Source organism: Klebsiella sp. 141161, assembly GCF_050600815.1.
Taxonomy (GTDB): domain Bacteria; phylum Pseudomonadota; class Gammaproteobacteria; order Enterobacterales; family Enterobacteriaceae; genus Klebsiella; species Klebsiella aerogenes.
On the sequence record NZ_JAQIRN010000009.1, the window covers coordinates 1 to 24,540 of the forward strand.

20 protein-coding genes are annotated in these 24,540 nt (G+C 54.1%); 14 read left to right on the plus strand and 6 right to left on the minus strand.

The genetic code is table 11. The annotated features are described in order from the left end of the window. Nucleotides 1-66 precede the first annotated feature (66 nt). Together PGR79_RS20320 and PGR79_RS20325 are read left to right on the plus strand one after the other, a co-directional pair. Nucleotides 67-930: a dimethyl sulfoxide reductase anchor subunit family protein gene (locus PGR79_RS20320; RefSeq protein WP_430922411.1), complete on the plus strand. Its 864-nt coding sequence runs from the start codon at nucleotides 67-69 to the stop codon at nucleotides 928-930. A gap of 273 nt (nucleotides 931-1,203) precedes the next feature. After that, nucleotides 1,204-2,352, plus strand: coding sequence for an MFS transporter (locus PGR79_RS20325; protein WP_045389472.1), 1,149 nt, complete (start codon nucleotides 1,204-1,206; stop codon nucleotides 2,350-2,352). A gap of 157 nt (nucleotides 2,353-2,509) precedes the next feature. Here PGR79_RS20325 and pflA read toward each other — a convergent pair whose 3' ends face one another. From pflA to PGR79_RS20350, 5 genes are all read right to left on the minus strand, one after another. Then, entirely contained in the window at nucleotides 2,510-3,250 is a 741-nt protein-coding gene (gene pflA / locus PGR79_RS20330; protein WP_015367479.1) for a pyruvate formate lyase 1-activating protein, read from the minus strand. A gap of 191 nt (nucleotides 3,251-3,441) precedes the next feature. Further along, nucleotides 3,442-5,724, minus strand: coding sequence for a formate C-acetyltransferase (pflB, locus tag PGR79_RS20335; protein ID WP_047045583.1), 2,283 nt, complete (start codon nucleotides 5,722-5,724; stop codon nucleotides 3,442-3,444). 51 nt (nucleotides 5,725-5,775) lie between these two features. Next, on the minus strand, nucleotides 5,776-6,633 hold the full coding sequence (gene focA, locus PGR79_RS20340; protein WP_015367477.1) for a formate transporter FocA: 858 nt from the start codon (nucleotides 6,631-6,633) through the stop codon (nucleotides 5,776-5,778). A gap of 380 nt (nucleotides 6,634-7,013) precedes the next feature. Beyond that, nucleotides 7,014-8,774, minus strand: a complete 1,761-nt coding sequence (gene ycaO, locus PGR79_RS20345; protein WP_087858152.1) for a 30S ribosomal protein S12 methylthiotransferase accessory factor YcaO — start codon at nucleotides 8,772-8,774, stop codon at nucleotides 7,014-7,016. Between the two features lie 137 nt (nucleotides 8,775-8,911). Next, nucleotides 8,912-9,139, minus strand: coding sequence for a hypothetical protein (locus tag PGR79_RS20350; RefSeq protein WP_015367475.1), 228 nt, complete (start codon nucleotides 9,137-9,139; stop codon nucleotides 8,912-8,914). Nucleotides 9,140-9,585: 446 nt separating this feature from the next. On the opposite strand from PGR79_RS20350, the gene serC reads away from it, so the two are divergent. From serC to PGR79_RS20410, 12 genes are all read left to right on the plus strand, one after another. Beyond that, entirely contained in the window at nucleotides 9,586-10,674 is a 1,089-nt protein-coding gene (gene serC / locus PGR79_RS20355; protein WP_087858151.1) for a 3-phosphoserine/phosphohydroxythreonine transaminase, read from the plus strand. Nucleotides 10,675-10,747: 73 nt separating this feature from the next. After that, the gene (gene aroA, locus PGR79_RS20360) at nucleotides 10,748-12,031 is read left to right on the plus strand and encodes a 3-phosphoshikimate 1-carboxyvinyltransferase (RefSeq protein ID WP_213317001.1); all 1,284 of its coding nucleotides are present in this window, start codon (nucleotides 10,748-10,750) and stop codon (nucleotides 12,029-12,031) included. A 193-nt stretch (nucleotides 12,032-12,224) separates the two neighbouring features. Further along, nucleotides 12,225-12,908 (plus strand): (d)CMP kinase, encoded by a 684-nt coding sequence (gene cmk, locus PGR79_RS20365; RefSeq protein ID WP_045375636.1) that lies wholly within the window; start codon nucleotides 12,225-12,227, stop codon nucleotides 12,906-12,908. 137 nt (nucleotides 12,909-13,045) lie between these two features. Continuing rightward, nucleotides 13,046-14,719, plus strand: coding sequence for a 30S ribosomal protein S1 (gene rpsA / locus PGR79_RS20370; protein ID WP_015367470.1), 1,674 nt, complete (start codon nucleotides 13,046-13,048; stop codon nucleotides 14,717-14,719). A 150-nt stretch (nucleotides 14,720-14,869) separates the two neighbouring features. Next, nucleotides 14,870-15,157 carry an integration host factor subunit beta gene (gene ihfB, locus PGR79_RS20375; RefSeq protein WP_004100704.1) on the plus strand — a complete coding sequence of 96 codons (288 nt, stop codon included), beginning with the start codon at nucleotides 14,870-14,872 and terminating at the stop codon, nucleotides 15,155-15,157. A gap of 205 nt (nucleotides 15,158-15,362) precedes the next feature. Continuing rightward, a complete protein-coding gene (locus PGR79_RS20380) occupies nucleotides 15,363-17,627 on the plus strand; it encodes a ComEC family protein (protein WP_430922413.1) in 2,265 nt (754 codons plus the stop codon). A 36-nt stretch (nucleotides 17,628-17,663) separates the two neighbouring features. Continuing rightward, complete coding sequence (msbA, locus tag PGR79_RS20385; RefSeq protein ID WP_032707692.1) at nucleotides 17,664-19,412, plus strand: lipid A ABC transporter ATP-binding protein/permease MsbA; 1,749 nt, start codon at nucleotides 17,664-17,666, stop codon at nucleotides 19,410-19,412. Beyond that, on the plus strand, nucleotides 19,409-20,389 hold the full coding sequence (gene lpxK, locus PGR79_RS20390) for a tetraacyldisaccharide 4'-kinase (protein WP_430914975.1): 981 nt from the start codon (nucleotides 19,409-19,411) through the stop codon (nucleotides 20,387-20,389). Before msbA ends, lpxK begins: the two co-directional genes overlap by 4 nt. A 54-nt stretch (nucleotides 20,390-20,443) precedes the next feature. Next, on the plus strand, nucleotides 20,444-21,673 hold the full coding sequence (locus PGR79_RS20395; protein ID WP_308959148.1) for a winged helix-turn-helix domain-containing protein: 1,230 nt from the start codon (nucleotides 20,444-20,446) through the stop codon (nucleotides 21,671-21,673). A 62-nt stretch (nucleotides 21,674-21,735) separates the two neighbouring features. Next, entirely contained in the window at nucleotides 21,736-21,918 is a 183-nt protein-coding gene (ycaR, locus tag PGR79_RS20400; RefSeq protein WP_042892909.1) for a protein YcaR, read from the plus strand. Then, on the plus strand, nucleotides 21,915-22,661 hold the full coding sequence (gene kdsB, locus PGR79_RS20405; RefSeq protein WP_045375627.1) for a 3-deoxy-manno-octulosonate cytidylyltransferase: 747 nt from the start codon (nucleotides 21,915-21,917) through the stop codon (nucleotides 22,659-22,661). The genes ycaR and kdsB overlap by 4 nt, the downstream gene beginning before the upstream one ends. Nucleotides 22,662-22,791: 130 nt before the next feature. Beyond that, nucleotides 22,792-23,685 (plus strand): YcbJ family phosphotransferase, encoded by an 894-nt coding sequence (locus PGR79_RS20410; protein ID WP_087858167.1) that lies wholly within the window; start codon nucleotides 22,792-22,794, stop codon nucleotides 23,683-23,685. On the opposite strand, the gene elyC is transcribed toward PGR79_RS20410, so the two are convergent. Next, nucleotides 23,662-24,441, minus strand: a complete 780-nt coding sequence (gene elyC / locus PGR79_RS20415) for an envelope biogenesis factor ElyC (protein WP_113374285.1) — start codon at nucleotides 24,439-24,441, stop codon at nucleotides 23,662-23,664. The two genes, PGR79_RS20410 and elyC, sit on opposite strands and share 24 nt — an antisense overlap. Nucleotides 24,442-24,540 lie beyond the last annotated feature (99 nt).

Here is a 24,540-nt window from a genome sequence, read left to right on the forward strand (position 1 = left end):
CAAACGCCAACAGCCGTCCGTGCGGCGATACCACTGGCTATCTGGCCAATCCGAAGGAGGTCTAAAATGGGAAATGGATGGCATGAATGGCCGCTGATGATTTTCACGGTCTTCGGGCAGTGCGTCGCCGGGGGCTTTATCGTTCTCGCGCTGGCGTTGATGAAGGGCGAACTTTCGCGCGAGCGGCAGCAGCGGGTGGTAATGAGCATGTTCGGGCTGTGGGTGCTAATGGGGATCGGTTTTATTGCCTCCACCATGCACCTTGGTTCTCCAATGCGCGCGTTTAATTCGCTGAACCGCGTTGGCGCATCATCGTTAAGCAATGAAATCGCCAGCGGCGCGCTTTTCTTTGCCGTCGGCGGGATTGGCTGGCTGCTGGCGGTGGTAAACAAACTGCCGTCTGTGCTGCGCAATCTGTGGCTGGTCGTCACCATGATCCTCGGCGTCATCTTTGTCTGGATGATGATCCGCGTATATAACACCATCGATACCGTACCCACCTGGTATACCATCTGGACGCCGCTCAACTTCTTCCTGACCGTGTTTATCGGCGGGCCGCTGTTGGGCTACCTGCTGCTGCGTGTCGCGGGTGTGGACGGTTGGGCAATGCGTTTATTGCCGGTGATTATGCTGGTGGCGTTGGTGATTAGCGTGACCGTCGCGTTGATTCAGGGCAGCGAGTTGGCGACGATCCATAGTTCGATTCAGCAGGCTTCGGCGCTGGTGCCGAATTACGGTTCCTTAATGGCATGGCGGACGGTCGCGTTAGTGCTGGCGTTGGTCTGCTGGATTGTACCGCAGCTTAAAGGTTATCAACCCGCATTGCCGCTGCTGGGGCTGGCATTTGTGCTGGTGCTGGTCGGCGAGATGATTGGCCGCGGCGTATTCTATGGTCTACATATGACCGTCGGTATGGCTATCGCCAGTTAATAACGTGAAATCACGCCGGAAGCCTATTCCGGCGTGATGAAAAAATGCGGTTGATTGATGAAATTTTTCTACTGATATTTCCTTCTGGGTTTTCCAATAAATTAATAAAAACAATGGAATAATATAATGAATAATTCCATTGCCGCTGCGCTGGATAAAAAACTTCTATCGTTGCTCTGAAAACCGCGTCAGGCCTGAATTCTGGCGGATTGACAATGTTTACAGCAGTGGCATGATGCGCACGAAATCTGAACTTCCTCACGGTTAACACCCATGACCATCTACACTCGCCCAGTGCAAATGTTGCTCTGTGGCCTGCTTCTGTTGACGCTGGCAATCGCGGTTTTAAATACGCTTGTCCCGCTCTGGCTCGCCCATGAAAATATGCCAACCTGGCAGGTTGGGATGGTCGGCTCCTCTTATTTCACCGGTAACCTGGTGGGAACCTTATTTGCCGGTTGGGTCATTAAACGTCTGGGGTTTAATCGTAGCTATTACCTGGCGTCATTGATTTTTGCCGTCGGCTGCGTTGGCCTGGGTATTACACTCGGTTTCTGGACATGGCTGAGCTGGCGTTTTATCGCCGGCGTGGGCTGCGCGATGATCTGGGTGGTGGTGGAAAGCGCGCTGGTGTGCAGCGGTACTTCCCGCAGCCGTGGTAGGCTGCTGGCGGCGTACATGATGGTCTATTACGTCGGTACCGTGTTGGGTCAACTGATGGTAAGTAAATTACCGACCGATTTAATGAGCGTGTTGCCGTGGGTTACCGGCCTGGCGCTGGCGGCGATCCTGCCGCTGCTGTTTACGCGTATCATGAGCCAGGCCGACGAGCCGCATGAAACGGTACGTATCTGGCCGATGCTGAAGCTGCGTCAGGCTCGCCACGGTGTGAATGGCTGCATTATATCCGGTATTGTACTCGGTTCACTATACGGCCTGATGCCGCTGTGGCTGAACCACCAGGGCGTCAGCGATTCCGGTATTGGTTTCTGGATGGCGGTGATGGTCAGCGCCGGGATCCTTGGGCAGTGGCCGGTAGGGCGTTTGGCTGACCGCTATGGCCGTCTTCTGGTGTTGCGCGTTCAGGTCTTTGTAGTGATTCTGGGCTGTCTGGCGATGCTCAGCCAGGCGGCAATGGCGCCAGCGCTTTTTGTGCTCGGCGCATCCGGTTTTACTTTGTATCCGGTGGCGATGGCCTGGGCCTGCGAGAAGGTTGAACACCATCAATTGGTGGCGATGAACCAGGCGCTGCTGATGAGTTATACCATTGGCAGCCTGCTGGGACCGACCCTGACGGCAATGCTGATGCAGAACTTTTCTGATAACCTACTGTTTATCATGATCGCCAGCGTATCGTTTATCTACCTGCTGACGCTGCTGCGCAAAGCCGGACATCACCCGACGCCGGTGGCACATGCGTAACCAATCTGGCGCGCGGCGAAGGCCGCGCGTAGTCCGTTTTGATTAATGAATATTTCTGCGGGCAGACGGTATTGCGCTCATGATGAGGCGTTATCGGCGGGATTGATACTATTATAGTTGCGGGCCGTGGTGAGAGTACCTCCGGCCCGCTGCCGGTTTAGTACATCACCTTATGACCATACTGCTCAAGGATACCCTTCACCCGCTCCATGGTCTCTTTCTTCGGCGGGTGTACGCCGTCAAGCTTGTACTCTTCGCCCATTGCTACCCATTTGTGTTTACCCAGCTCATGGTAGGGCAGGAGTTCGATTTTCTCGACGTTGCCCATATCGCGGGTAAATTCACCCAGGCGATGCGCGGAATCGTCATCATCGGACCAGCCGGGAACGACAACGTAGCGGATCCATACGTTAATTCCTTTCTTTGACAGATACTGCGCGAATTCCAGCGTACGATGGTTAGAAACGCCGACCAGGTTCTGGTGGATTTCATCGTTCATCTGTTTGAGGTCAAGCATCACCAGATCGGTGACCTCCAATAGCTCGTCAATCACCGGATCGTAGCGGCGCACGAATCCGTTGGTATCGAGGCAAGTATGAATGCCTTCTTTTTTACAGGCGCGGAACCAGTCGCGGACAAATTCCGCCTGCAGGATCGCTTCGCCGCCGGATGCGGTGACGCCGCCGCCGGAGGCATTCATAAAGTGGCGATAGGTCACCACTTCTTTCATCAATTCTTCAACGGTGATTTCTTTACCGCCATGGGTATCCCAGGTGTCGCGGTTATGGCAGTAAAGGCAGCGCATCAGGCAGCCCTGGAAGAAGGTAATAAAGCGGATGCCTGGGCCATCGACGGTGCCACAGGATTCAAAGGAGTGAATACGACCAATAGTTGACATTGCGGTGATATCTCCGGGTTCGGCCCTCCAGGGCCTGTGATGCACAGCTCAAACCGGCTGTGTTAAGTCTGTTTTGACAGGTACCCAAAGTATAGATAACTGGCAAAGCAGGCTGGGGCAGGGAATCACTTGTTAAAAAGGCCCCACTGATGTGGGGCCTTTATTGTACGCTTTTTCAGTCAGACAGGGAATTACATGGTCTGAGTGAAGGTACGGGTAATAACGTCCTGCTGCTGTTCTTTAGTCAGGGAGTTAAAACGTACCGCGTAGCCAGATACACGGATGGTCAGCTGCGGATATTTTTCCGGGTTTTCCATCGCGTCGAGCAGCATTTCGCGGTTCATGACGTTCACGTTCAGATGTTGACCACCTTCGATGGACGCTTCGTGGTGGAAATAACCATCCATCAGACCGGCCAGGTTAGTCTTACGAACTTCGTCATCTTTACCCAGCGCGTTCGGTACGATAGAGAAGGTGTAAGAGATACCATCTTTAGCGTAAGCAAACGGCAGTTTAGCAACGGAAGTCAGAGAGGCAACAGCACCTTTCTGGTCACGGCCGTGCATCGGGTTAGCACCAGGTCCGAACGGCGCGCCAGCGCGACGACCGTCTGGGGTGTTACCGGTTTTCTTACCATACACGACGTTAGAGGTGATGGTCAGAACAGACTGAGTCGGGATAGCGTTGCGGTAGGTATGCAGTTTCTGAATTTTCTTCATGAAACGTTCAACCAGGTCAACGGCCATGTCATCGACGCGAGCATCGTTGTTACCAAACTGCGGGTATTCGCCTTCGATTTCGAAGTCGATAGCCAGACCGTCTTCGTCACGAATCGGTTTAACTTTCGCATATTTGATAGCAGACAGGGAGTCAGCAGCAACGGACAGACCTGCGATACCACACGCCATGGTGCGGATAACGTCACGGTCGTGCAGCGCCATCAGAGAGGCTTCGTAGCTGTACTTGTCGTGCATGTAGTGGATGATGTTCAGCGCGGTGACGTACTGTTTAGCCAGCCAGTCCATGAAGTGGTCCATGCGCTCCATGACTTCGTCATAGTTCAGCACGTCGCCTTTGATCGGCTCAGATTTCGGACCAACCTGCATTTTCAGTTTTTCATCAACGCCGCCGTTGATGGCATACAGCATGGTTTTCGCGAGGTTAGCGCGAGCGCCGAAGAACTGCATTTGCTTACCAACAACCATCGGGCTTACGCAGCATGCGATAGCGTAGTCGTCGTTGTTGAAGTCCGGACGCATCAGGTCATCGTTCTCGTACTGCAGAGAAGAGGTATCGATGGATACTTTAGCGGCGAATTTCTTGAAGCTCAGCGGCAGTTTTTCAGACCACAGGATGGTGATGTTCGGCTCCGGAGACGGCCCCATGGTGTACAGGGTGTTCAGGAAGCGGAAGCTGTTTTTGGTTACCAGAGTACGGCCGTCAACGCCCATACCACCGATAGATTCAGTTGCCCAAATCGGGTCGCCGGAGAACAGCTCATCATATTCCGGGGTACGCAGGAAGCGAACCATACGCAGTTTCATGACCAGGTGGTCAACCATTTCCTGAGCGTCTTGCTCGGTGATTTTACCCGCCTGCAGGTCACGTTCGATGTAGATATCCAGGAAGCTGGAAGTACGACCGAAGGACATTGCCGCGCCGTTCTGAGATTTAACGGCGGCCAGGTAACCGAAGTAGGTCCACTGGATAGCTTCCTGAGCGGTAGTCGCCGGACCAGAGATATCGCAGCCGTATTTCGCTGCCATTTCTTTGATCTGACCCAGAGCGCGATGCTGTTCAGCAATTTCTTCACGCAGACGGATGGTTGCTTCCAGATCTTCGCCGCTTTCCAGTTTCTCTTGCAGAGACTGGAACTGAGCGTATTTGTCTTTCATCAGGAAGTCGATACCGTACAGCGCAACGCGACGGTAGTCACCGATGATACGGCCACGGCCGTAAGCATCTGGCAGACCGGTCAGGACGCCGGATTTACGGCAGTTCAGGATGTCTTTGGTGTAAACATCAAATACGCCCTGGTTGTGAGTCTTACGGTACTCGGTGAAGATTTTTTTCAGCATCGGGTCCAGTTCGCGATTGTACGCTTTGCAGGAACCTTCAACCATTTTGATACCGCCGAACGGGATAATCGCACGTTTCAGCGGAGCTTCAGTTTGCAGACCAACGATTTTCTCGAGCGCTTTCTCGATGTAGCCCGCGTCGTGAGAAGTGATGGTGGATGCGAGGGAAGTGTCGAAATCAACAGGCGCGTGAGTGCGGTTTTCCTGTTTAACGCCTTCCATTACGCTGTCCCACAGCTTGGTGGTCGCATCAGTTGCGCCAGCCAGGAAGGATTCGTCACCTTCATATGGGGTGTAGTTTTTCTGGATAAAGTCACGTACGTTGACTTCGTTCTGCCAGTCACCTTTCGCAAAACCTTCCCAGGCTGTGGCTAACTTTTCATTAAGCTCGGACATGTAACACCTACCTTCTTAAGTGGATTTTTTATTTACTGCCTGAGACAACCATTAGTGATGATCGTCGCCACGCAGGTAAATGACCCAGTACGTCAACCCAACCAACAAACCACCGCCGATGATGTTTCCGATAGTGACTGGAATCAGGTTATCAGTGATAAAGTTCATAACGGTTAAGTGAGAAAAACTCTCCGGAGTTGAACCGATAGCGGTCCAGAATTCCGGGCTCGCAAAGTTGCGAATTACGATACCCATCGGGATCATAAACATATTCGCGATGCTGTGTTCAAAGCCGCTGGCGACAAACATCGCAACCGGCAACACCATGATCATCGCTTTGTCCATCAGGCTGCGGCCGGAGTAGCTCATCCAGACGGCCAGACATACCATCAGGTTAGCCAGGATACCCAGGCAGACGGCTTCAATAAACGTGTGGTGCATTTTGTGGTCTGCAGTTTGCAGAACATTTAAGCCCCAGCCGCCGTTGGCAGTCATATATTCGCCGGATAACCACATTAGCAGTACAAACAGCAGCGCGCCGATCAGGTTTCCAACATAGACGTTAAGCCAGTTTTTTGCCAGCTGACCCCAGGTAATACGTCCGCTGGCTTTCGCCACGACGATCAGTACGGTCGAGGTGAAAAGGTCAGCACCGCAGATGACGCAAAGAATCAGACCTAGTGAGAAGCATACCCCGCCGATAAGTTTGGCAATCCCGAAAGGCATTGCGGCAGTACCGGTGGTCGCCGTGATATAAAACACAAAAGCGATGGAGATGAAGACACCTGCGGTAATCGCCAGATAAAACGTCTTCAGCGGATGTTTCGTCGCTTTATAGACACCTGCTTCTTCGGCGACTTTCGCCATCGCGGCAGGGAGTAAAAGATCAAAAGGGTTGTCAGCTTTCACACTAACTCTCTCTTTATATAAGTTGGCGGTGTGATACTAACAAAGCATTATAGAAGGGAATTTGATGTAGATCATATCCTACCGGAGTCATAGGCCCATTTTGCGTGTGGAATTAGCTTGTTATTGACTTATCTTTTTGATTTTAAAGGAAAAACTAAATTTTAATATTTGCAAATAATGTTGAAAATTTCCATGGGTGACCATTGATTACGGTTAATTAAAATGGAGTATTTTTATTAAAATTAACAATCTAAATATCACCAAAGTTTGATTTCACGTATATTTAACTTTGATCCTACAAAATGGCGTGGTTTTGCCACAAATCATAAGAAAACGGAGCCGCTGGCGGCTCCGTACATTATTTTTTTACCCCTAAAGGATTATTTGGCCCAGAAGGCCGCTTTGGCACGCTGTAGCTTTTCGTAGGCTTTCAGTAAAGACTGATGCGCCGGGAAAGCGCGCAGATCGTTATCGACCGCCTGAAGGCCATAGAACGGCGCTTCGCCGCTCAGAGCGGCGCTCGCGGCTTCCACCGCATCTGCGCCATACATACGGATGAAGGCATTCAGATACTGCAGCGGCTGGCGTTCTTCTTCCTGACTAAGCAGCAGCAGCGTTTGCAGGCAGCGATAATAGTTGGCGCGCTCAGGGCTGAAGATGGAGGCATTGAATTCCATGGTCCACTCCGTCCAAATCAGCGCCTGATCCAGATCGCCGCCGGCCAACGCCAGCATTGCTTTCAGTTCGCCGATGCGCAGGGTATACCAGCCGTTGTCTTTGCCGGTTGCCAGGCCTAACAGCTCGCGGACGCGAGTGAAATCATCAAGGCCTTCATCGTCCATCTGTTCAATGAGCGCCAGATAATCTTCTTTTTCCCACTCGCTACCCGGTAGGGAGAGAATGGTGCTACGCAGGTGCGCGCCCATGCTGTTATTGGCGAGCCACAGGTCTTCCGCTGGATAAATATCTGACATCCCCGGAACGATGATCCGGCAGGCGTAGACGCTTAGATGTTCGTAGTCGGCGATATAGACTTCTTTATCTTCAGCTTTGAAGATAGCCATCAGGGTGGCGAACTCTTCTTCAGTTGTGCCGGAGAAATTCCAGTCCACGAACGGATAGTCGGCATCCTGTTTAAACATATCCCAGGAGATCAGGCCGCTGGAATCAATGAAGTGAGTTTCCAGGTTGGCATGCTCGGCAACTTCTTCGTCATCAAAGGTCGGCGGGGTAAAGACGTCGAGGTCTTTCAGGCTGCGGCCCTGTAGTAGTTCGGTAACGGTACGCTCCAGCGCCACGCCGAAATCCGGATGGGCGCCGAAAGAGGCGAAGCAGGTACCGTTAGCCGGGTTAAACAGAACCACGCAGATAACCGGGTATTTACCACCAAGGGAGCCATCGTAGGCGAAGATCGGAAAACCTTCGGCTTCGAGTTTGGCGATAGATTCAACGACGCCCGGATAGCGCGCCATTACTTCAGCTGGGATCTCCGGCAGGCTGATGCTTTCTGCGATGATGCGGTTTTTAATATGACGCTCAAAGACTTCAGACAAGCCCTGCACGCGCGCTTCATTTGCGGTATTACCGGCTGACATGCCGTTGGAGACGTACAAGTTGCCGACGATGTTCATCGGAATATAGACGGTTTCGCCGTCTGATTGACGGGTAAACGGCAGGCCGCAAACGCCGCGCTCGTCGTTACCGGATTGCAGATCCACGAGCATGCTGGCGGTCAACTGATCGTCCGGATCGTAAAAGGCGCGCAGGCGGGCATCCAGCAGGCCTTCTGGTACTTCATCGTCCTCGGTCAGTGGAAACCACTTTTCGTTCGGATAATGAACGAATGGACCATTGGCGATGGTATCGCCTAACCAGAAATCCGCGAAGAAGTAGTTGGTAGACAGACGTTCGAAATATTCGCCCAGCGCGGAAGCCAGCGCCGCCTTTTTAGTTGCGCCTTTACCATTGGTAAAGCACAGCGCGCACTCTTTATCGCGAATGTGAACGGACCACACGTGTGGTACCGGGTTCAGCCACGAGGCCTCTTCGATATCAAATCCGAGGTCGAGCAGTTTCTGCTGGAAGCGAGCGATGGAATCTTCCAGGGCGGCATCTTTGCCGGGGATAAATGTCTGGGTCATAGCAATTCGTTTATTGTTGGCAGGATGGGCAATGATACGGGTTTTACCGGTAAGTGGCTATGTCGTTAGCCGCGGCAATGGATAAAAAGAGAAGAGCGGTAAATGGCATGCGGAGAAACTCCACATGCCATAGCAAGTTACAGGATAGGCGTACAAATGCTAACGATCATCGCGGCGCCGGCAAGACTGGTACCGACGATGCCTGCCGCCATCACTGCGAAGCCTGCGCCCAGCGTAAAGGGCCCGGTAATCGCGCCGATGACAATTGTCGGGATGCTGACCAGCAAACCAATTGCCGCCGGAATGGATAACAGGCCAAAGCCGCCGCTCACATCAGACATTTCGTTATAGGTTAATTCACGCATAAATATTCCTTTAAAGTGATTAATACCAGTCTTCATCGGCTGGTTTAAAAATTTTAATGATCGGGGAATGCGGCGGTAAATGACCATGCTCTCGCGGAAACATAATTCATGAAGAATTAAGATAATATTCAAGTATTAAATGAGTTGACGGATTCCGCTATGGCGAGATCGTTACCTGTGAATGTAGTGGATAACTATTTATGCCGTGGATCCAAATCCGGAATGGGTGACGGAACGCAGGCTAAAAGCGATTCTCTTGCAGCAATTATGTCGGTTTAATGACGTCAAGCTGGTTGATTCTTTTGTGTGACGATGGCCTCGTTTATGGGCCGCTTAGTTTTACTCGTTGCGGTGTGTGTCACTGAATGATAAAACCGATAGCCACAGGAATAACTTATGCCCGCGACGGTTCGCGTGCAGACAATATAGCAACGTGGTGAGGGGAAATGGCTCAGGTCTATAACTTTAGTTCGGGCCCGGCAATGCTGCCGGCAGAAGTTCTCAAACTGGCGCAACAGGAGCTGTGCGACTGGCACGGTCTGGGGACGTCGGTAATGGAAATCAGCCACCGTGGTAAGGAGTTTATCCAGGTGGCTGAAACGGCAGAACAGGATTTCCGCGATCTGCTCAATATCCCTTCCAACTATAAAGTGTTGTTCTGTCATGGTGGCGGTCGCGGTCAGTTTGCCGGGATCCCGTTAAATCTGTTGGGTGATAAAACGACAGCAGATTATGTGGACGCCGGTTACTGGGCGGCAAGTGCGGTGAAAGAAGCGCAAAAATACTGCACGCCTAACGTTATCGATGCGAAAACCACCGTTGACGGCCTGCGGGCCGTTAAGCCGATGAGCGAATGGCAGTTAACGCCGGGCGCAGCCTATCTGCACTTCTGCCCAAATGAAACCATCGATGGTATCGCTATCCACGAAACGCCGAATTTTAACGAAGATGTCGTCGTCACCGCGGATTACTCCTCCAGTATTCTGTCCCATGAAATCGACGTCAGCCGCTATGGCGTGATTTACGCTGGCGCACAGAAGAATATCGGCCCGGCAGGGTTGACGCTGGTTATCGTGCGTGAAGACCTGCTGGGTAAAGCCAGCATCGCCTGCCCATCGATTCTTGATTACACCGTGCTGAACGCCAATGATTCAATGTTCAACACGCCGCCGACCTTCGCCTGGTATCTGGCGGGGCTGGTATTCAAATGGCTGAAAGAGCAGGGCGGCGTGGCCGCGATGGATAAAATCAACCGTCAAAAAGCGGATCTGCTGTATGGCGTGATTGATAACAGCGATTTTTATCGTAACGATGTAGCCGCTGCCAACCGCTCGCGGATGAACGTGCCGTTCCAGCTGGCGGATAGCGCGCTGGATAAACTGTTCCTCGAAGAGTCTTTTGCGGCCGGTTTGCATGCGCTGAAGGGCCATCGCGTGGTAGGCGGTATGCGTGCTTCTATTTACAATGCGATGCCGCTGGCCGGCGTCAAGGCGCTCACCGACTTCATGCAGGACTTCGAACGTCGCCGCGGCTAATTGCTGAGCGCTTATTTTCATCCCCGCGGCTGGTCTGCGGGGTTTTTATTCTGTTTTTTGAGAGTTGAGTTCCATGGAATCCCTGACGTTACAACCCATTGCGCGCGTTGATGGCACCGTAAACCTGCCCGGGTCAAAAAGTGTTTCTAACCGCGCTTTGCTGCTGGCGGCATTAGCCCACGGCACCACCGTGCTGACCAATTTGCTGGACAGCGATGATGTTCGCCATATGCTTAATGCGCTTAACGCCCTGGGAGTTCACTACACCCTGTCCGCCGACCGCACTCGTTGTGAAGTCACCGGCAACGGCGGCCCGTTACAGGCCAGCGGCGCGCTGGAATTGTTCCTCGGGAATGCCGGTACGGCGATGCGCCCGCTGGCGGCGGCGTTGTGTCTCGGCCACAACGATATTGTGCTGACCGGCGAACCGCGGATGAAAGAGCGGCCGATAGGCCACCTGGTCGATGCGTTACGCCAAGGGGGCGCGCAGATTGAGTATCTGGAGCAGGAAAACTATCCGCCCCTGCGCCTGCGCGGTGGTTTCAACGGCGGCCAGGTAGAAGTCGATGGCAGCGTCTCCAGCCAGTTCCTTACCGCTTTACTGATGACTGCGCCGCTGGCGCCGCAGGACACGACGATTGCGATTAAAGGCGAGCTGGTATCTAAACCTTATATCGATATCACGCTGCACCTGATGAAAACCTTCGGCGTTGACGTTGAAAACCACAACTATCAGCGCTTTGTCGTGCGCGGCGGGCAACAGTATCAGTCGCCGGGCGATTACCTGGTGGAGGGCGATGCCTCTTCAGCCTCTTATTTCCTCGCTGCCGGCGCTATCAAGGGCGGGACGGTAAAAGTGACCGGTATTGGTCGCAATAGCGTACAAGGCGACATTCGCTTTGCCGACGTGCTGGAAAAAATGGGCGCGACGGTTGTCTGGGGCGACGATTTTATCGCCTGTACCCGCGGTGAGTTGAATGCCGTTGATATGGATATGAACCATATTCCGGATGCGGCCATGACCATTGCTACCGCGGCGTTGTTTGCGAAAGGCACCACGGTGCTGCGCAATATTTATAACTGGCGGGTGAAAGAGACCGACCGCCTGTTCGCGATGGCAACTGAACTGCGTAAAGTCGGCGCCGAAGTGGAAGAGGGCGAAGACTATATTCGCATTACGCCGCCTGCGACGCTGAAATTCGCTGAAATCGGCACCTACAACGATCACCGCATGGCGATGTGTTTCTCGCTGGTGGCATTGTCGGCGACGCCGGTCACTATCCTTGACCCAAAATGCACGGCGAAAACGTTCCCGGACTATTTCGAGCAGCTGGCGCGAATTAGTACCCTGGCGTAAATTCTGTCTCGTCCGATAAGGTAAAGCTTTGTCATCTTGCGGGCTGGTATTCTGCCAGCCCGCTATAATTGCGCAATTCTTCTACATTTAATTTCAACTATTCCGTAATTTGCACGCAAGGCTCACTTTCTGGCGCATTGATGCGTATAATGCGCGGCGTTTATATTCATGCGCCTTGCTAAAGGAGAAAAAGATGACGGCAAATGTTCCGGTAATCACCATTGATGGACCTGGCGGTGCGGGTAAGGGCACGTTGTGCAAGGCAATGGCGGAAGCGCTTGGCTGGCATCTGCTTGATTCCGGCGCCATCTATCGCGTTTTGGCGCTGGCGGCCTTACATCATCACGTTGACGTCGAGTCAGAAGAGGCGTTGGTTCCGCTGGCAGCCCATCTCGATGTACGTTTTATTTCTACTGACGGCAATCTGGAAGTGGTGCTGGAAGGTGAGGATGTCAGTGCGGAGATCCGTACCCAGGAAGTGGCCAATACCGCCTCAAAAGTCGCTGCCTTCCCGCGGGTGCGCGAAGCGCTGCTGCGCCGTCAACGCGCCTTTCGCGAACTGCCTGGCCTGATTGCCGACGGCCGCGATATGGGCACCGTCGTTTTCCCCGATGCGCCGGTTAAAATTTTCCTCGATGCGTCGGCGGAAGAACGTGCGCAGCGCCGCCTGCTACAGTTGCAGGAAAAGGGTTTTAGTGTTAACTTTGAACGTCTTTTGTCCGAGATAAAAGAGCGTGACGATCGCGACCGTAATCGCGCCGTGGCGCCGCTTATCCCGGCCGCTGATGCTTTAGTTCTTGATTCCACCGAACTAAGCATTGAGCAAGTAATTGAAAAAGCGCTACAATATGCGCGCGAAAAACTGGCTGTCGCTTAGCCGTTAACCGGTAAAGCGTTGCGAGCCTCCGAATTATAGCAGTACCCCCGCAGCAACGGAGTGTTAGCGGGTATGTTAAACAACCCCATCCGGCACGGAGCCAGGTGGACGTTAAATATGAAACCTGAAGATTAAACATGACTGAATCTTTTGCTCAACTATTTGAAGAATCCTTAAAAGAAATCGAAACCCGCCCGGGTTCCATCGTTCGTGGTGTTGTTGTTGCTATCGACAAAGATATCGTACTGGTTGACGCTGGTCTGAAATCTGAGTCCGCCATCCCGGCTGAGCAGTTCAAAAACGCCCAGGGCGAGCTGGAAATCCAGGTTGGTGACGAAGTTGACGTTGCTCTGGATGCAGTAGAAGACGGCTTCGGTGAAACCCTGCTGTCCCGTGAGAAAGCTAAACGTCACGAAGCTTGGATCACGCTGGAAAAAGCTTACGAAGACGCTGAAACTGTAGTCGGTGTTATCAACGGCAAAGTTAAAGGTGGCTTCACTGTTGAGCTGAATGGTATTCGTGCGTTCCTGCCGGGCTCCCTGGTAGACGTTCGTCCGGTGCGCGACACGCTGCACCTGGAAGGCAAAGAGCTTGAATTCAAAGTCATCAAGCTGGACCAGAAACGTAACAACGTCGTTGTTTCTCGTCGTGCCGTTATCGAATCCGAAAACAGCGCAGAGCGCGATCAGCTGCTGGAAAACCTGCAGGAAGGCATGGAAGTCAAAGGTATCGTTAAGAACCTCACTGACTACGGTGCATTCGTTGATCTGGGCGGCGTTGACGGCCTGCTGCACATCACCGATATGGCCTGGAAACGCGTTAAGCATCCGAGCGAAATCGTAAACGTTGGCGACGAAATCACTGTTAAAGTGCTGAAGTTCGACCGCGAGCGTACCCGTGTATCTCTGGGCCTGAAACAGCTGGGCGAAGATCCGTGGGTAGCTATCGCTAAGCGTTATCCGGAAGGTACAAAACTGACCGGTCGCGTGACCAACCTGACCGACTACGGCTGCTTCGTTGAAATCGAAGAAGGCGTTGAAGGCCTGGTTCACGTTTCCGAAATGGATTGGACCAACAAAAACATCCACCCGTCCAAAGTTGTTAACGTTGGCGATGTAGTGGAAGTTATGGTTCTGGATATCGACGAAGAACGTCGTCGTATCTCCCTGGGTCTGAAGCAGTGCAAATCTAACCCATGGCAGCAGTTCGCGGAAACCCACAACAAGGGCGACCGTGTTGAAGGTAAAATCAAGTCTATCACTGACTTCGGTATCTTCATCGGCCTGGACGGCGGCATCGACGGCCTGGTTCACCTGTCTGACATCTCCTGGAACGTTGCAGGCGAAGAAGCAGTTCGTGAATACAAAAAAGGCGACGAAATCGCTGCAGTTGTACTGCAGGTTGACGCAGAACGTGAGCGTATCTCCCTGGGCGTTAAACAGCTGGCGGAAGATCCGTTCAACAACTACGTTGCTCTGAACAAGAAAGGCGCTATCGTAACCGGTAAAGTAACTGCAGTTGACGCTAAAGGCGCAACCGTAGAACTGGCTGACGGCGTTGAAGGTTACCTGCGTGCTTCTGAAGCATCCCGTGACCGCGTTGAAGATGCAACTCTGGTTCTGAGCGTTGGCGACGAAGTTGAAGCTAAATTCACCGGCGTTGATCGTAAAAACCGCGCAATCAGCCTGTCTGTTCGTGCGAAAGACGAAGCTGACGAGAAAGATGCAATCGCAACTGTTAACAAACAGGAAGATGCAAACTTCTCTAACAACGCAATGGCTGAAGCTTTCAAAGCAGCTAAAGGCGAGTAATCTTAGTTATTCAGGCCACAACGGTCTGAATAATGACGAGTTTACTTGACAGATTGCAGGATTCGTCCTGTAATCAAGCACAAAGGGCGGCTACGGCCGCCCTTGTTTAAGCTGTAAGCTAACTTTGCCTTGAAGGAAACCGGAGGAAAAATGACCAAGTCAGAATTGATAGAAAGACTTGCCAGCCAGCAATCTCATATCCCGGCGAAAGCGGTGGAAGATGCTGTTAAAGAAATGCTGGAACATATGGCCTCAACGCTTGCTCAAGGTGAGCGCATTGAAATCCGCGGTTTCGGCAGCTTCTCTCTGCACTATCGAGCACCTCGCACCGGGCGTAACCCGAAGACTGGCGATAAAGTGGAACTGGAAGGTAAGTACGTTCCGCACTTTAAGCCTGGGAAAGAACTACGCGACCGCGCCAATATTTACGAAGAGTAAGTTTTACCGCATCAGGCAAAGACTTACTTAATAAAAAAGCACCTGAGGGTGCTTTTTTTATGCCCGTTTTCCGTGTCCGCTCGCAAAACTTTTGTTACCTGATAGCAAGAGACAATATTTCCCGGACAGCGCGACGCAACGCCATTCTTTTCAACATGACCACGGCGGCGAATTGTCTGACACTCCCCGATAACAGGGAGGAGTTATGCGATTACCACATCTGGCAAGCTGCGCCATAATCGGAATCTCGCCGCTGCTTTGGCTACCGGCCCTACCGAATATGTTAAGCGTTTGGTGTCTTATTGGCGCTGCGCTAATTATTGCCACGCTGCGCAAACCTTACACAAAGTATGCCGCATTGACGTTGCTGTTGTTCGCGTGGGGAATATTACATGCCCGGCAAGCGCTGTGGCCCACTGAGCATATTCCCGGTCGCAGCCGGCAGGCCGTTATTGAGCTGGTAGGCGGTGATGGCCTGACGAGCTGGCAAGGTAAGATAATCCGTCTTGAGGGGCGGCGTTTATATCCCGCGGTTGGGATTACCCTCTACGGCGGCGAACTGCCTGAAGCAGGCTGCGTTGGGCAGCGCTGGCTGATGACCATCCGCGCCCGTCCGGTACATGGGCAGCTAAATGAGGGCGGCTTTGATAGCCAGCGTTACGCCCTTGCGCAGCATCGTCCGCTTAGCGGACGTTTTCTAAATGCCTCATCGCTTGATTCACGTTGTAGCTCCCGGGCCCGCTATCTGGCCTCGTTGAACCGCGCACTCGCTGAGTATCCATGGAGAACGGTGATGCTCGGGCTGGGAATGGGGGAGCGCCTCGCGGTTGCGGATGAGATAAAAAAGTTAATGCAGGAGACGGGAACGTCCCATTTAATGGCTATCTCCGGCCTGCATATTGCGCTGGGGGCGTCACTTGGCTGGTTGCTGGTTCGCGGAATACAGTTCTTTCTTCCGTGCCGCTGGATAGGTTGGCGGATACCGCTGCTTGTCGGGTTAAGTTGCGCGCTATTTTACGCCTGGCTTACCGGCATGCAACCCCCGGCGCTTCGTACCTGTGCGGCCTTAACCGCAGGATGTCTGTTGCGGCTACAGGCCAGGCGCTGGTCGCCCTGGCAAATATTTTGCTGTTGTATTGCGGCAATACTGCTGGCCGATCCACTGGCGATGATTTCAGAAAGCCTGTGGTTATCAGTGTTTGCGGTTGCTGCGTTGATTTTCTGGTATCTGCTCGCGCCGCTTCGCCGGCACCGCTGTCGTTCACCGTGGCGGCAGCTGCTGGCGCTAAGCCACCTACAATGCGGCCTGATGTTACTGCTTGCGCCGCTGCAGATAGCCCTTTTTCATGGTATTAGCCTGACTTCATTGATAGCTAACCTGGTTGCCGTTCCGCTGGTGACATTTCTAATAGTCCCGCTGATTTTAGCGGCCATGCTGCTGCATCTTAGCGGTCCGGCGTTGCTTGAAATGGCGTTATGGCAACTTGCCGATCGGTTGCTGGCAATATTATTCTGGTTCTTACGCCATTTGCCTGCGGGATGGGTATCGCTCGACGAACGCTGGCTGGGGGTCAGTTTACTGCCGTGGCTGGCGCTCCTGGTATGGCGTTTTCAGGCCTGGTGTCAGATGCCGTTACTCTGTATTAGCGGCGTGGCGCTCCTTAGTTGGCCCTTCTGGCGCGCCGCTTCACCGGACGAGTGGCGGGTGACGATGTTGGATGTCGGCCAAGGGCTGGCGGTGGTCATCGAGCGTCAGGGGGCGGCAATGCTCTACGATACCGGTCCTGCCTGGCCGGGAGGAGATAGCGGCCAGCGGCTTATCGTACCCTGGTTACGCTGGCGCGGCCTCCGCCCGGAAGGCGTAATATTGAGCCACGAGCATCTTGATCATCGCGGTGGCCTGAATGCGATTATTCAGGCGTGGCCAAATCTCGTGATTCGTAGTCCGCTTAACGCGCGCGGGCATCTACCCTGTCGCAGAGGGGAAACCTGGCGCTGGCGAGGGCTCCGATTTCAGGCGCTTTGGCCATTGCCTGCGGGTGAACATAAAGGGAACAATGGTTCCTGTGTAGTTAGGGTCGATGACGGCAAGCGTAGCGTTTTACTTACCGGCGATATCGAAATCCCGGCCGAACAGCGGATGATAAGCCATTACTGGCAGCATCTTGTGTCTACACTTATTCAGGTCCCGCACCACGGCAGCAATACCTCATCTGGTCTGACGTTGCTGCAGAGGGTAGGAGGAGAGGCGGCTATCGCCTCGGCAGCGCGTTACAATGCATGGAAGATGCCTTCCAGTAAAGTCGAGCAGCGTTATCGTGAGCAAGGGTATCAGTGGTTTGATACACCGCACTCGGGGCAAATAACGATTGTTTTTTCTCCAGATGGTTGGCAAATCCATAGCTTACGAGATCAACTTTTACCTCGTTGGTATCATCAGTGGTTTGGCGGGGACGCGCAGAACGGGTAGAATATGCGGCTATTTCAACATAAGCTGGTTTATTGAATGCAGAACGATAAAGATCTCTCCACGTGGCAGACCTTCCGCCGACTTTGGCCGATGATAGCGCCGTTTAAAGCCGGGCTAATCGTAGCGGCCGTGGCGTTGGTGCTTAACGCGGCAAGTGATACCTTCATGTTATCGCTTCTTAAACCGTTATTGGATGATGGTTTTGGTAAAACGGATCGCTCAGTGCTGTTATGGATGCCGCTGGTGGTGATCGGTTTGATGGTGCTTCGCGGCATCAGTAGCTATATATCGAGCTACTGTATCTCCTGGGTTTCCGGCAAAGTGGTAATGACGATGCGTCGCCGCCTGTTCGGTCATATGATGGGCATGCCCGTCGCCTTCTTCGACAAACAGTCCACCGGGACGTTGCTGTCGCGTATCACCTACGACTCCGAACAGGTTGCTTCATCTTCCTCCAGCGCGTTGATAACCGTAGTGCGTGAAGGGGCCTCAATTATTGGCCTGTTCGCCATGATGTTCTATTACAGCTGGCAACTGTCGCTCATTCTTATCGTGCTGGCGCCTATCGTCTCAGTCGCGATTCGGGTGGTTTCGAAGCGTTTTCGTAATATCAGTAAGAATATGCAGAACACCATGGGCCAGGTGACCACCAGCGCGGAACAGATGCTCAAAGGGCATAAAGAAGTGCTGATGTTCGGCGGCCAGGCCGTTGAAACCAAGCGTTTTGACAAGGTCAGTAATAAGATGCGTCTGCAGGGGATGAAAATGGTCTCCGCGTCCTCCATTTCCGACCCGGTCATTCAGCTGATTGCCTCTCTGGCGCTGGCCTTTGTGCTCTACGCGGCAAGTTTCCCAAGCGTCATGGAAACCCTGACTGCCGGTACCATCACCGTGGTCTTTTCGTCGATGATCGCGCTGATGCGCCCGCTGAAATCCCTGACTAACGTCAACGCGCAGTTCCAGCGCGGTATGGCCGCATGTCAGACGCTTTTCTCCATTCTGGATTCCGAACAGGAGAAAGACGAAGGCACTCGCGTGATTGAGCGCGCCAAAGGTAACCTGGAGTTCCACAACGTCACCTTTAGCTATCCAGGCCGCGAAGTTGCCGCGCTGCGTAACATTAATTTGAGCATCCCGGAAGGGAAAACCGTTGCGCTGGTAGGGCGTTCAGGCTCAGGTAAATCCACCATTGCCAGCCTGATTACCCGGTTCTACGACGTCGACGAGGGGCAGATTCTGCTGGATGGCCACGATTTGCGCGAGTACAAACTGAGCTCCCTGCGCGATCAGGTGGCGCTGGTTTCGCAGAACGTGCACCTGTTCAATGACACCGTCGCCAATAACATCGCCTATGCGCGTACCGAAGAGTACACCCGCGAGCAAATTGAAGAAGCGGCGCGTATGGCCTATGCGATGGACTTTATCAACAAGATGGATAATGGACTGGACACGATTATCGGCGAGAATGGCGTGATGCTCTCCGGCGGTCAACGTCAGCGTATCGCTATTGCGCGCGCGCTGCTGCGCAACAGCCCTATCCTGATCCTCGATGAAGCCACCTCGGCGCTGGATACCGAGTCGGAACGTGCGATTCAGGCGGCGCTGGATGAACTGCAGAAAAACCGTACCTCGCTGGTTATCGCCCACCGTCTGTCGACTATCGAACAGGCTGACGAAATTGTGGTGGTAGAAGATGGTCGCATCGTTGAACGCGGCAGCCATCTTGATCTGCTGGAACATAAAGGCGTTTACGCGCAGCTACACAAGATGCAATTCGGTCAATGATAGCGCGCATCTGGTCCGGCGAATCGCCGCTATGGCGGCTATTGCTGCCGTTCTCCTGGCTGTATGGCCTGGTGAGCGCTTTCATTCGTCTTAGCTATAGGCTAGGGTGGAAAAAAGCCTGGCGCGCGCCGGTGCCGGTCGTCGTGGTCGGTAATCTGACCGCCGGCGGCAACGGTAAAACGCCGGTGGTGGTATGGCTGGTGGAGCAACTGCAGCAGCGAGGCATTCGCGTCGGCGTGGTGTCTCGCGGCTATGGCGGCAAAGCCGACCGCTACCCGCTGTTGCTGGATAATGTAACCAGTACCGCGCAGGCGGGGGATGAGCCGGTGTTAATTCATCAACGCACCGGCGCGCCGGTGGCGGTTGCTCCACTGCGTAGCGAGGCGGTAAAAGCCTTATTAGCCGCTCACGATTTGCAAATTATCGTCACCGATGATGGTCTACAGCACTACAAGCTGGCGCGGGATAAAGAAATCGTCGTGATAGACGGTGTACGCCGTTTTGGCAACGGTTGGTGGTTGCCGGCCGGGCCGATGCGCGAGCGCGCATCCCGCCTGAAAAGCGTCGATGCCGTTATCGTCAACGGCGGCGTCTCGCGCCCGGGGGAAATCCCGATGCAGTTGCGTCCCGGCATGGCGGTGAACCTGCTTACCGGCGAGCGTCGCGATGTTGCGACCCTCGACAACGTAGTGGCGATGGCCGGTATTGGCCATCCGCCGCGCTTTTTCGCGACGCTTGAAAGCTGCGGCGTACGGCCGGTGAAAACCGTAGCGCTGGCGGATCATCAGGCGCTGAGTCAAAGCGCAGTCGCCGCACTGGCAACCTCGGGACAGACGCTGTTGATGACCGAGAAAGACGCGGTGAAATGTCGTGAATTCGCCGCCGCTAACTGGTGGTATCTGCCGGTTGACGCCATAATGACCGATGATCGCGCACAGCGGTTGCTCGCGGACTTAGTGACGCTGGCGCAACGTTAACCTGCGTACTGGTTTTGCTCGCCGCTGTGCTTGAATCCCCTACGGAGAACCTGCATGTCGGTATTGCAACTGTCGCTAAAAGAAGCTCGCCATCTTCATCTCGCGGCGCAAGGGTTACTAAAAAAGCCCCGGCGTCGCGCACGCCAGACTGACATCCTTTCTACCATCCAGCAGATGTCGCTGCTGCAAATCGATACGATCAACGTGGTCGCCCGTAGCCCTTATCTGGTGCTGTTTAGCCGTCTTGGCAGCTATCCGCAGCACTGGCTGGATGATTCTCTGCGTAGCGGCGAACTGATGGAATACTGGGCTCATGAGGCCTGTTTTTTGCCGCGCAGCGATTTCGCCCTCGTACGCCATCGGATGTTGAATCCCGACAAGATGGGCTGGAAATACCATAAAGAGTGGATGCACGAACATGCCGCCAGCATAGAAGAGTTGCTGGCGCATATCGCGCAAAATGGCCCGGTTCGCTCGGCGGATTTTTCCCATCCGCGTAAAGGCGCCAGCGGCTGGTGGGAATGGAAACCGCATAAACGTCATCTTGAAGGGTTGTTCACCGCCGGCAAACTGATGGTCGTTGAGCGGCGTAACTTTCATCGCGTCTATGATTTAACACATCGGGCAATGCCGCACTGGGATGATGAGCGCGACGCGCTCTCCCGCCTGGAGGCCGAGTCCATTATGCTGCGCAACAGCGCGCGCAGCCTCGGCATTTTTCGCCCACAGTGGCTGGCCGATTATTATCGCCTACGCCAGCCTGCATTACCGGCGCTGCTGAAGGGCTGGCAGGATGAGGGGCTGGTGACGCCGGTCATAGTTGAGGAACTGGGTGAAATGTGGCTGCATCGCGATCTGCAAGCTGTGCTGGAATCGGCACCCGGCGGGAAGTTAACCGCCAGCCACAGCGCCGTGCTCTCGCCGTTTGACCCGGTGGTGTGGGACCGTAAACGCGCCGAGCAGTTATTCAACTTCAGCTATCGGCTGGAATGCTATACCCCGGCGCCGAAACGGCAATATGGCTACTTTGTGCTACCGTTGCTGCATCAGGGCAAACTGGTTGGCAGGATGGACAGCAAGTTGCACCGTAAGGGAGGCATGCTGGAGATCTTTTCGCTGTGGCTGGAAGAGGGCGTGAAAGTGACTGCCGGGCTGGAAAGCGGGCTCCAGCGGGCAATTAATGATTTTGCGCGCTGGCAAGGTGCAGAAGAGGTTGTGCTGCGCCAGTTACCCGCGACGCTATTTGCTAACCAGCGGCAAGGTTGGGGCGTTGATGCCGCGTGATACGCGGGCGACCATCCTGTGATATGCTGCTGCCAAATCTATTCGGTCCATCAGGAGGAATCATGGATCACCGTTTACTTGAAATTATCGCCTGCCCGGTTTGCAACGGTAAGCTGTACTACAGCCAGGATAAGCAAGAGCTTATCTGCAAAGCCGACAGCCTGGCCTTCCCGCTGCGCGAAGGCATCCCGGTACTACTTGAAAACGAAGCGCGCTCACTCGCGGTAGAAGAGAGCCAGCCATGAGTTTCGTCGTCATTATTCCTGCTCGTTTTGCCTCCACGCGCCTGCCGGGAAAACCTCTGCAGGATATCAACGGTAAACCGATGATAGTCCACGTGCTGGAGCGCGCCCGCGAATCTGGCGCGGATCGCATTATCGTCGCCACCGATCATGAAGATGTCGCGCGTGCGGTTGAAGCCGCGGGCGGCGAGGTTTGCATGACCCGCGCGGACCATCAATCCGGCACCGAACGTCTGGCGGAAGTCGTTGAAAAATGCGCTTTCAGCGATGACACCATCATCGTCAATATTCAGGGTGATGAACCGATGATCCCGTCGGCGATCGTGCGACAGGTGGCGGAAAACCTCGCGGCCAGCACCAGCGGGATGGCAACGTTGGCGGTACCTATCCACGATGCCGAAGAAGCATTTAACCCGAATGCGGTCAAAGTGGTCATGGATGCCGACGGCTACGCGCTCTATTTTTCTCGCGCGACTATTCCGTGGGATCGCGATCGTTTTGCAAAATCGCGCGAAGAAATTGGCGATTCCCTGCTGCGCCATATTGGTATTTACGGTTATCGCGCTGGTTTTATCCGTCGTTACGTTAGCTGGGCGCCAAGCCCGCTTGAGCAAATTGAGATGCTCGAACAGCTGCGCGTACTGTGGTATGGCGAAAAAATCCACGTCGCGGTGGCGGAAGTGGTTCCTGGCACCGGCGTTGATACGCCGGAAGATCTGGAGCGCGTCCGCGCCGAATTGCGTTAATCCTTACCGTCCCCTTCGCCTGGAGGGGACATATTTCTGCCGCTAATTAGCCCATTTTTGATCTTATCCGCTGACAAGTCGTCCCCATACGCTCATTATGAAAACAGTAGTTTTCATGAGGGTATCTATGATGGAACAGTTGCGAGCCGAACTGAGCCACCTGCTTGGCGAGAAGCTAAGCCGCGTGGAGTGCGTTAGCGAGAAACCCTCGTCAGCGCTATGGTCGCTGTATGATGCGCAGGGAAACCCAATGCCGCTGTTGGCGAAAAGCTTTACTACGCCCGGCGTAGCGCGCCAGCTGGCGTGGAAAATTTCGCTGCTTGCCCGTAGCGGCACCGTTCGTATGCCGGTGGTATACGGCGTCATGACGCATGAAGAACATCCTGGACCTGACGTATTGCTGATTGAACGGTTACGCGGCGTTTCAGTGGAAGCGCCGGCGCGTACGCCCGAGCGGTGGGAGCAACTGCAGGATCAGATTGTCGAAGGGTTACTGGCGTGGCATCGCCACGATAGCGGCGGCTGTGTGGGGATGGTCGATAGCACTCAGGAAAACCTCTGGCCTCACTGGTATCGCCAGCGGGTAGAAATGCTGTGGAGCACGCTCAACCTCTATCACGACACCGGGCTGACGATGCAGGATAAGCGCATTTTATTCCGCAGTCGTGAGAGCCTGCCGCAGCTGTTTAGTGATTTTAGCGATAACTGCGTGCTGGTTCATGGCTGCTTTACGCTACGTAGTATGCTCAAAGACGCGCGCAGCGATCAGCTGCTGGCGATGGTCGGTCCGGGGATGATGCTGTGGGCGCCGCGCGAGTACGAACTGTTCCGCCTCGCCGACGGCGGGTTAGGGGAGCAGTTACTCTGGCGCTACCTGCAGCGGGCGCCGGTCGCGGAGTCTTTCGTCTGGCGGCGTTGGCTGTATCAGCTATGGGATGAAGTCGAAAGTCTGGTGAATACCGGGCGCTTCGATCGCGCCCGTTTCTCGCTTGCCGCGAAATCAATCCTGCCCTGGATCGCCTGACGCTCCCTTCAGCCACTGCCAGCTTCGTCCCAGGGTCTCGTAAATCGCGCGTTCGCTGTGCATCAGCCAATACGGTGACGGCAGGGCGCGCTCCCAGGGGTTAAGCGCTGATTCCACCGCCAGCTGGTTGGCAGGCGCCGGTAACGGATTCAGTCCGGCATGGCGGAAAAATATCATCGCTCGCGGCAGGTGCGAGGCGGACGTCACCAGCAGGAATGGCGCCGCGCCGATGGCTTTTTTGACTTCAGCCGCTTCCTGTTCGGTATCTTTTGGTCGGTCAAGGACGATAATCGCGCTACGCGGTACGCCGAGGCTTTCGGCGACGCGCGCCCCCGCCTCGGCGGTACTAACCGGGTTGGTTTTAGCCGCCGCGCCGGTAAAGATCATTTTCGCGCCTGGGTTTTCCCGCCACAGGCGTATCCCCTCAGCCAGCCGCGGCAGACTGTTGTTGATCAGGTTCGAACTTGGCGCCCACTGTGGATTCCAGGTATAACCGCCGCCCAGCACCACAATATACTCAACGGATTTGCCGCCGCGCCAGGTCGGGTAGCTTTTCTCGATCGGTTTTAACAACCCGTCAGCCACCGGCTGCAGGCTTAATAGCGCCAGCAACAGCCAACTCAGAGTAACCAGCGCTTTGCCGGTTTTCTGAAAACGGCTGCGCCATAGCAGGATGATGCCGAACGCCATCAGCAATAACAGCAGAGGAAGCGGCAGCATCATGCCGCCCAATACCTTTTTCAGTGTGAAAAGCATCCCAAATGGTTCCTTTTTTAACCATATAAGCAAAGTTCTGCGTGGATCTTATAACAGATCGCTTCATTATCGCCGTGGGTATGACAAAATAGCGGTTTT

Bases quoted from the DNA above. Each gene is read 5' to 3' on its own strand.
- msbA (WP_032707692.1), top strand. From the start codon at position 17,664: ATGCAGAACGATAAAGATCTCTCCACGTGGCAGACCTTCCGCCGACTT.
- PGR79_RS20380 (WP_430922413.1), top strand. From the start codon at position 15,363: ATGCGATTACCACATCTGGCAAGCTGCGCCATAATCGGAATCTCGCCG.
- PGR79_RS20350 (WP_015367475.1), bottom strand. From the start codon at position 9,139: ATGCGTGAATTAACCTATAACGAAATGTCTGATGTGAGCGGCGGCTTT.
- serC (WP_087858151.1), top strand. From the start codon at position 9,586: ATGGCTCAGGTCTATAACTTTAGTTCGGGCCCGGCAATGCTGCCGGCA.
- PGR79_RS20325 (WP_045389472.1), top strand. From the start codon at position 1,204: ATGACCATCTACACTCGCCCAGTGCAAATGTTGCTCTGTGGCCTGCTT.
- cmk (WP_045375636.1), top strand. From the start codon at position 12,225: ATGACGGCAAATGTTCCGGTAATCACCATTGATGGACCTGGCGGTGCG.
- lpxK (WP_430914975.1), top strand. From the start codon at position 19,409: ATGATAGCGCGCATCTGGTCCGGCGAATCGCCGCTATGGCGGCTATTG.
- kdsB (WP_045375627.1), top strand. From the start codon at position 21,915: ATGAGTTTCGTCGTCATTATTCCTGCTCGTTTTGCCTCCACGCGCCTG.
- PGR79_RS20320 (WP_430922411.1), top strand. From the start codon at position 67: ATGGGAAATGGATGGCATGAATGGCCGCTGATGATTTTCACGGTCTTC.
- PGR79_RS20410 (WP_087858167.1), top strand. From the start codon at position 22,792: ATGGAACAGTTGCGAGCCGAACTGAGCCACCTGCTTGGCGAGAAGCTA.
- ycaO (WP_087858152.1), bottom strand. From the start codon at position 8,774: ATGACCCAGACATTTATCCCCGGCAAAGATGCCGCCCTGGAAGATTCC.
- elyC (WP_113374285.1), bottom strand. From the start codon at position 24,441: ATGCTTTTCACACTGAAAAAGGTATTGGGCGGCATGATGCTGCCGCTT.
- aroA (WP_213317001.1), top strand. From the start codon at position 10,748: ATGGAATCCCTGACGTTACAACCCATTGCGCGCGTTGATGGCACCGTA.
- ihfB (WP_004100704.1), top strand. From the start codon at position 14,870: ATGACCAAGTCAGAATTGATAGAAAGACTTGCCAGCCAGCAATCTCAT.
- PGR79_RS20395 (WP_308959148.1), top strand. From the start codon at position 20,444: ATGTCGGTATTGCAACTGTCGCTAAAAGAAGCTCGCCATCTTCATCTC.
- rpsA (WP_015367470.1), top strand. From the start codon at position 13,046: ATGACTGAATCTTTTGCTCAACTATTTGAAGAATCCTTAAAAGAAATC.
- pflB (WP_047045583.1), bottom strand. From the start codon at position 5,724: ATGTCCGAGCTTAATGAAAAGTTAGCCACAGCCTGGGAAGGTTTTGCG.
- ycaR (WP_042892909.1), top strand. From the start codon at position 21,736: ATGGATCACCGTTTACTTGAAATTATCGCCTGCCCGGTTTGCAACGGT.
- pflA (WP_015367479.1), bottom strand. From the start codon at position 3,250: ATGTCAACTATTGGTCGTATTCACTCCTTTGAATCCTGTGGCACCGTC.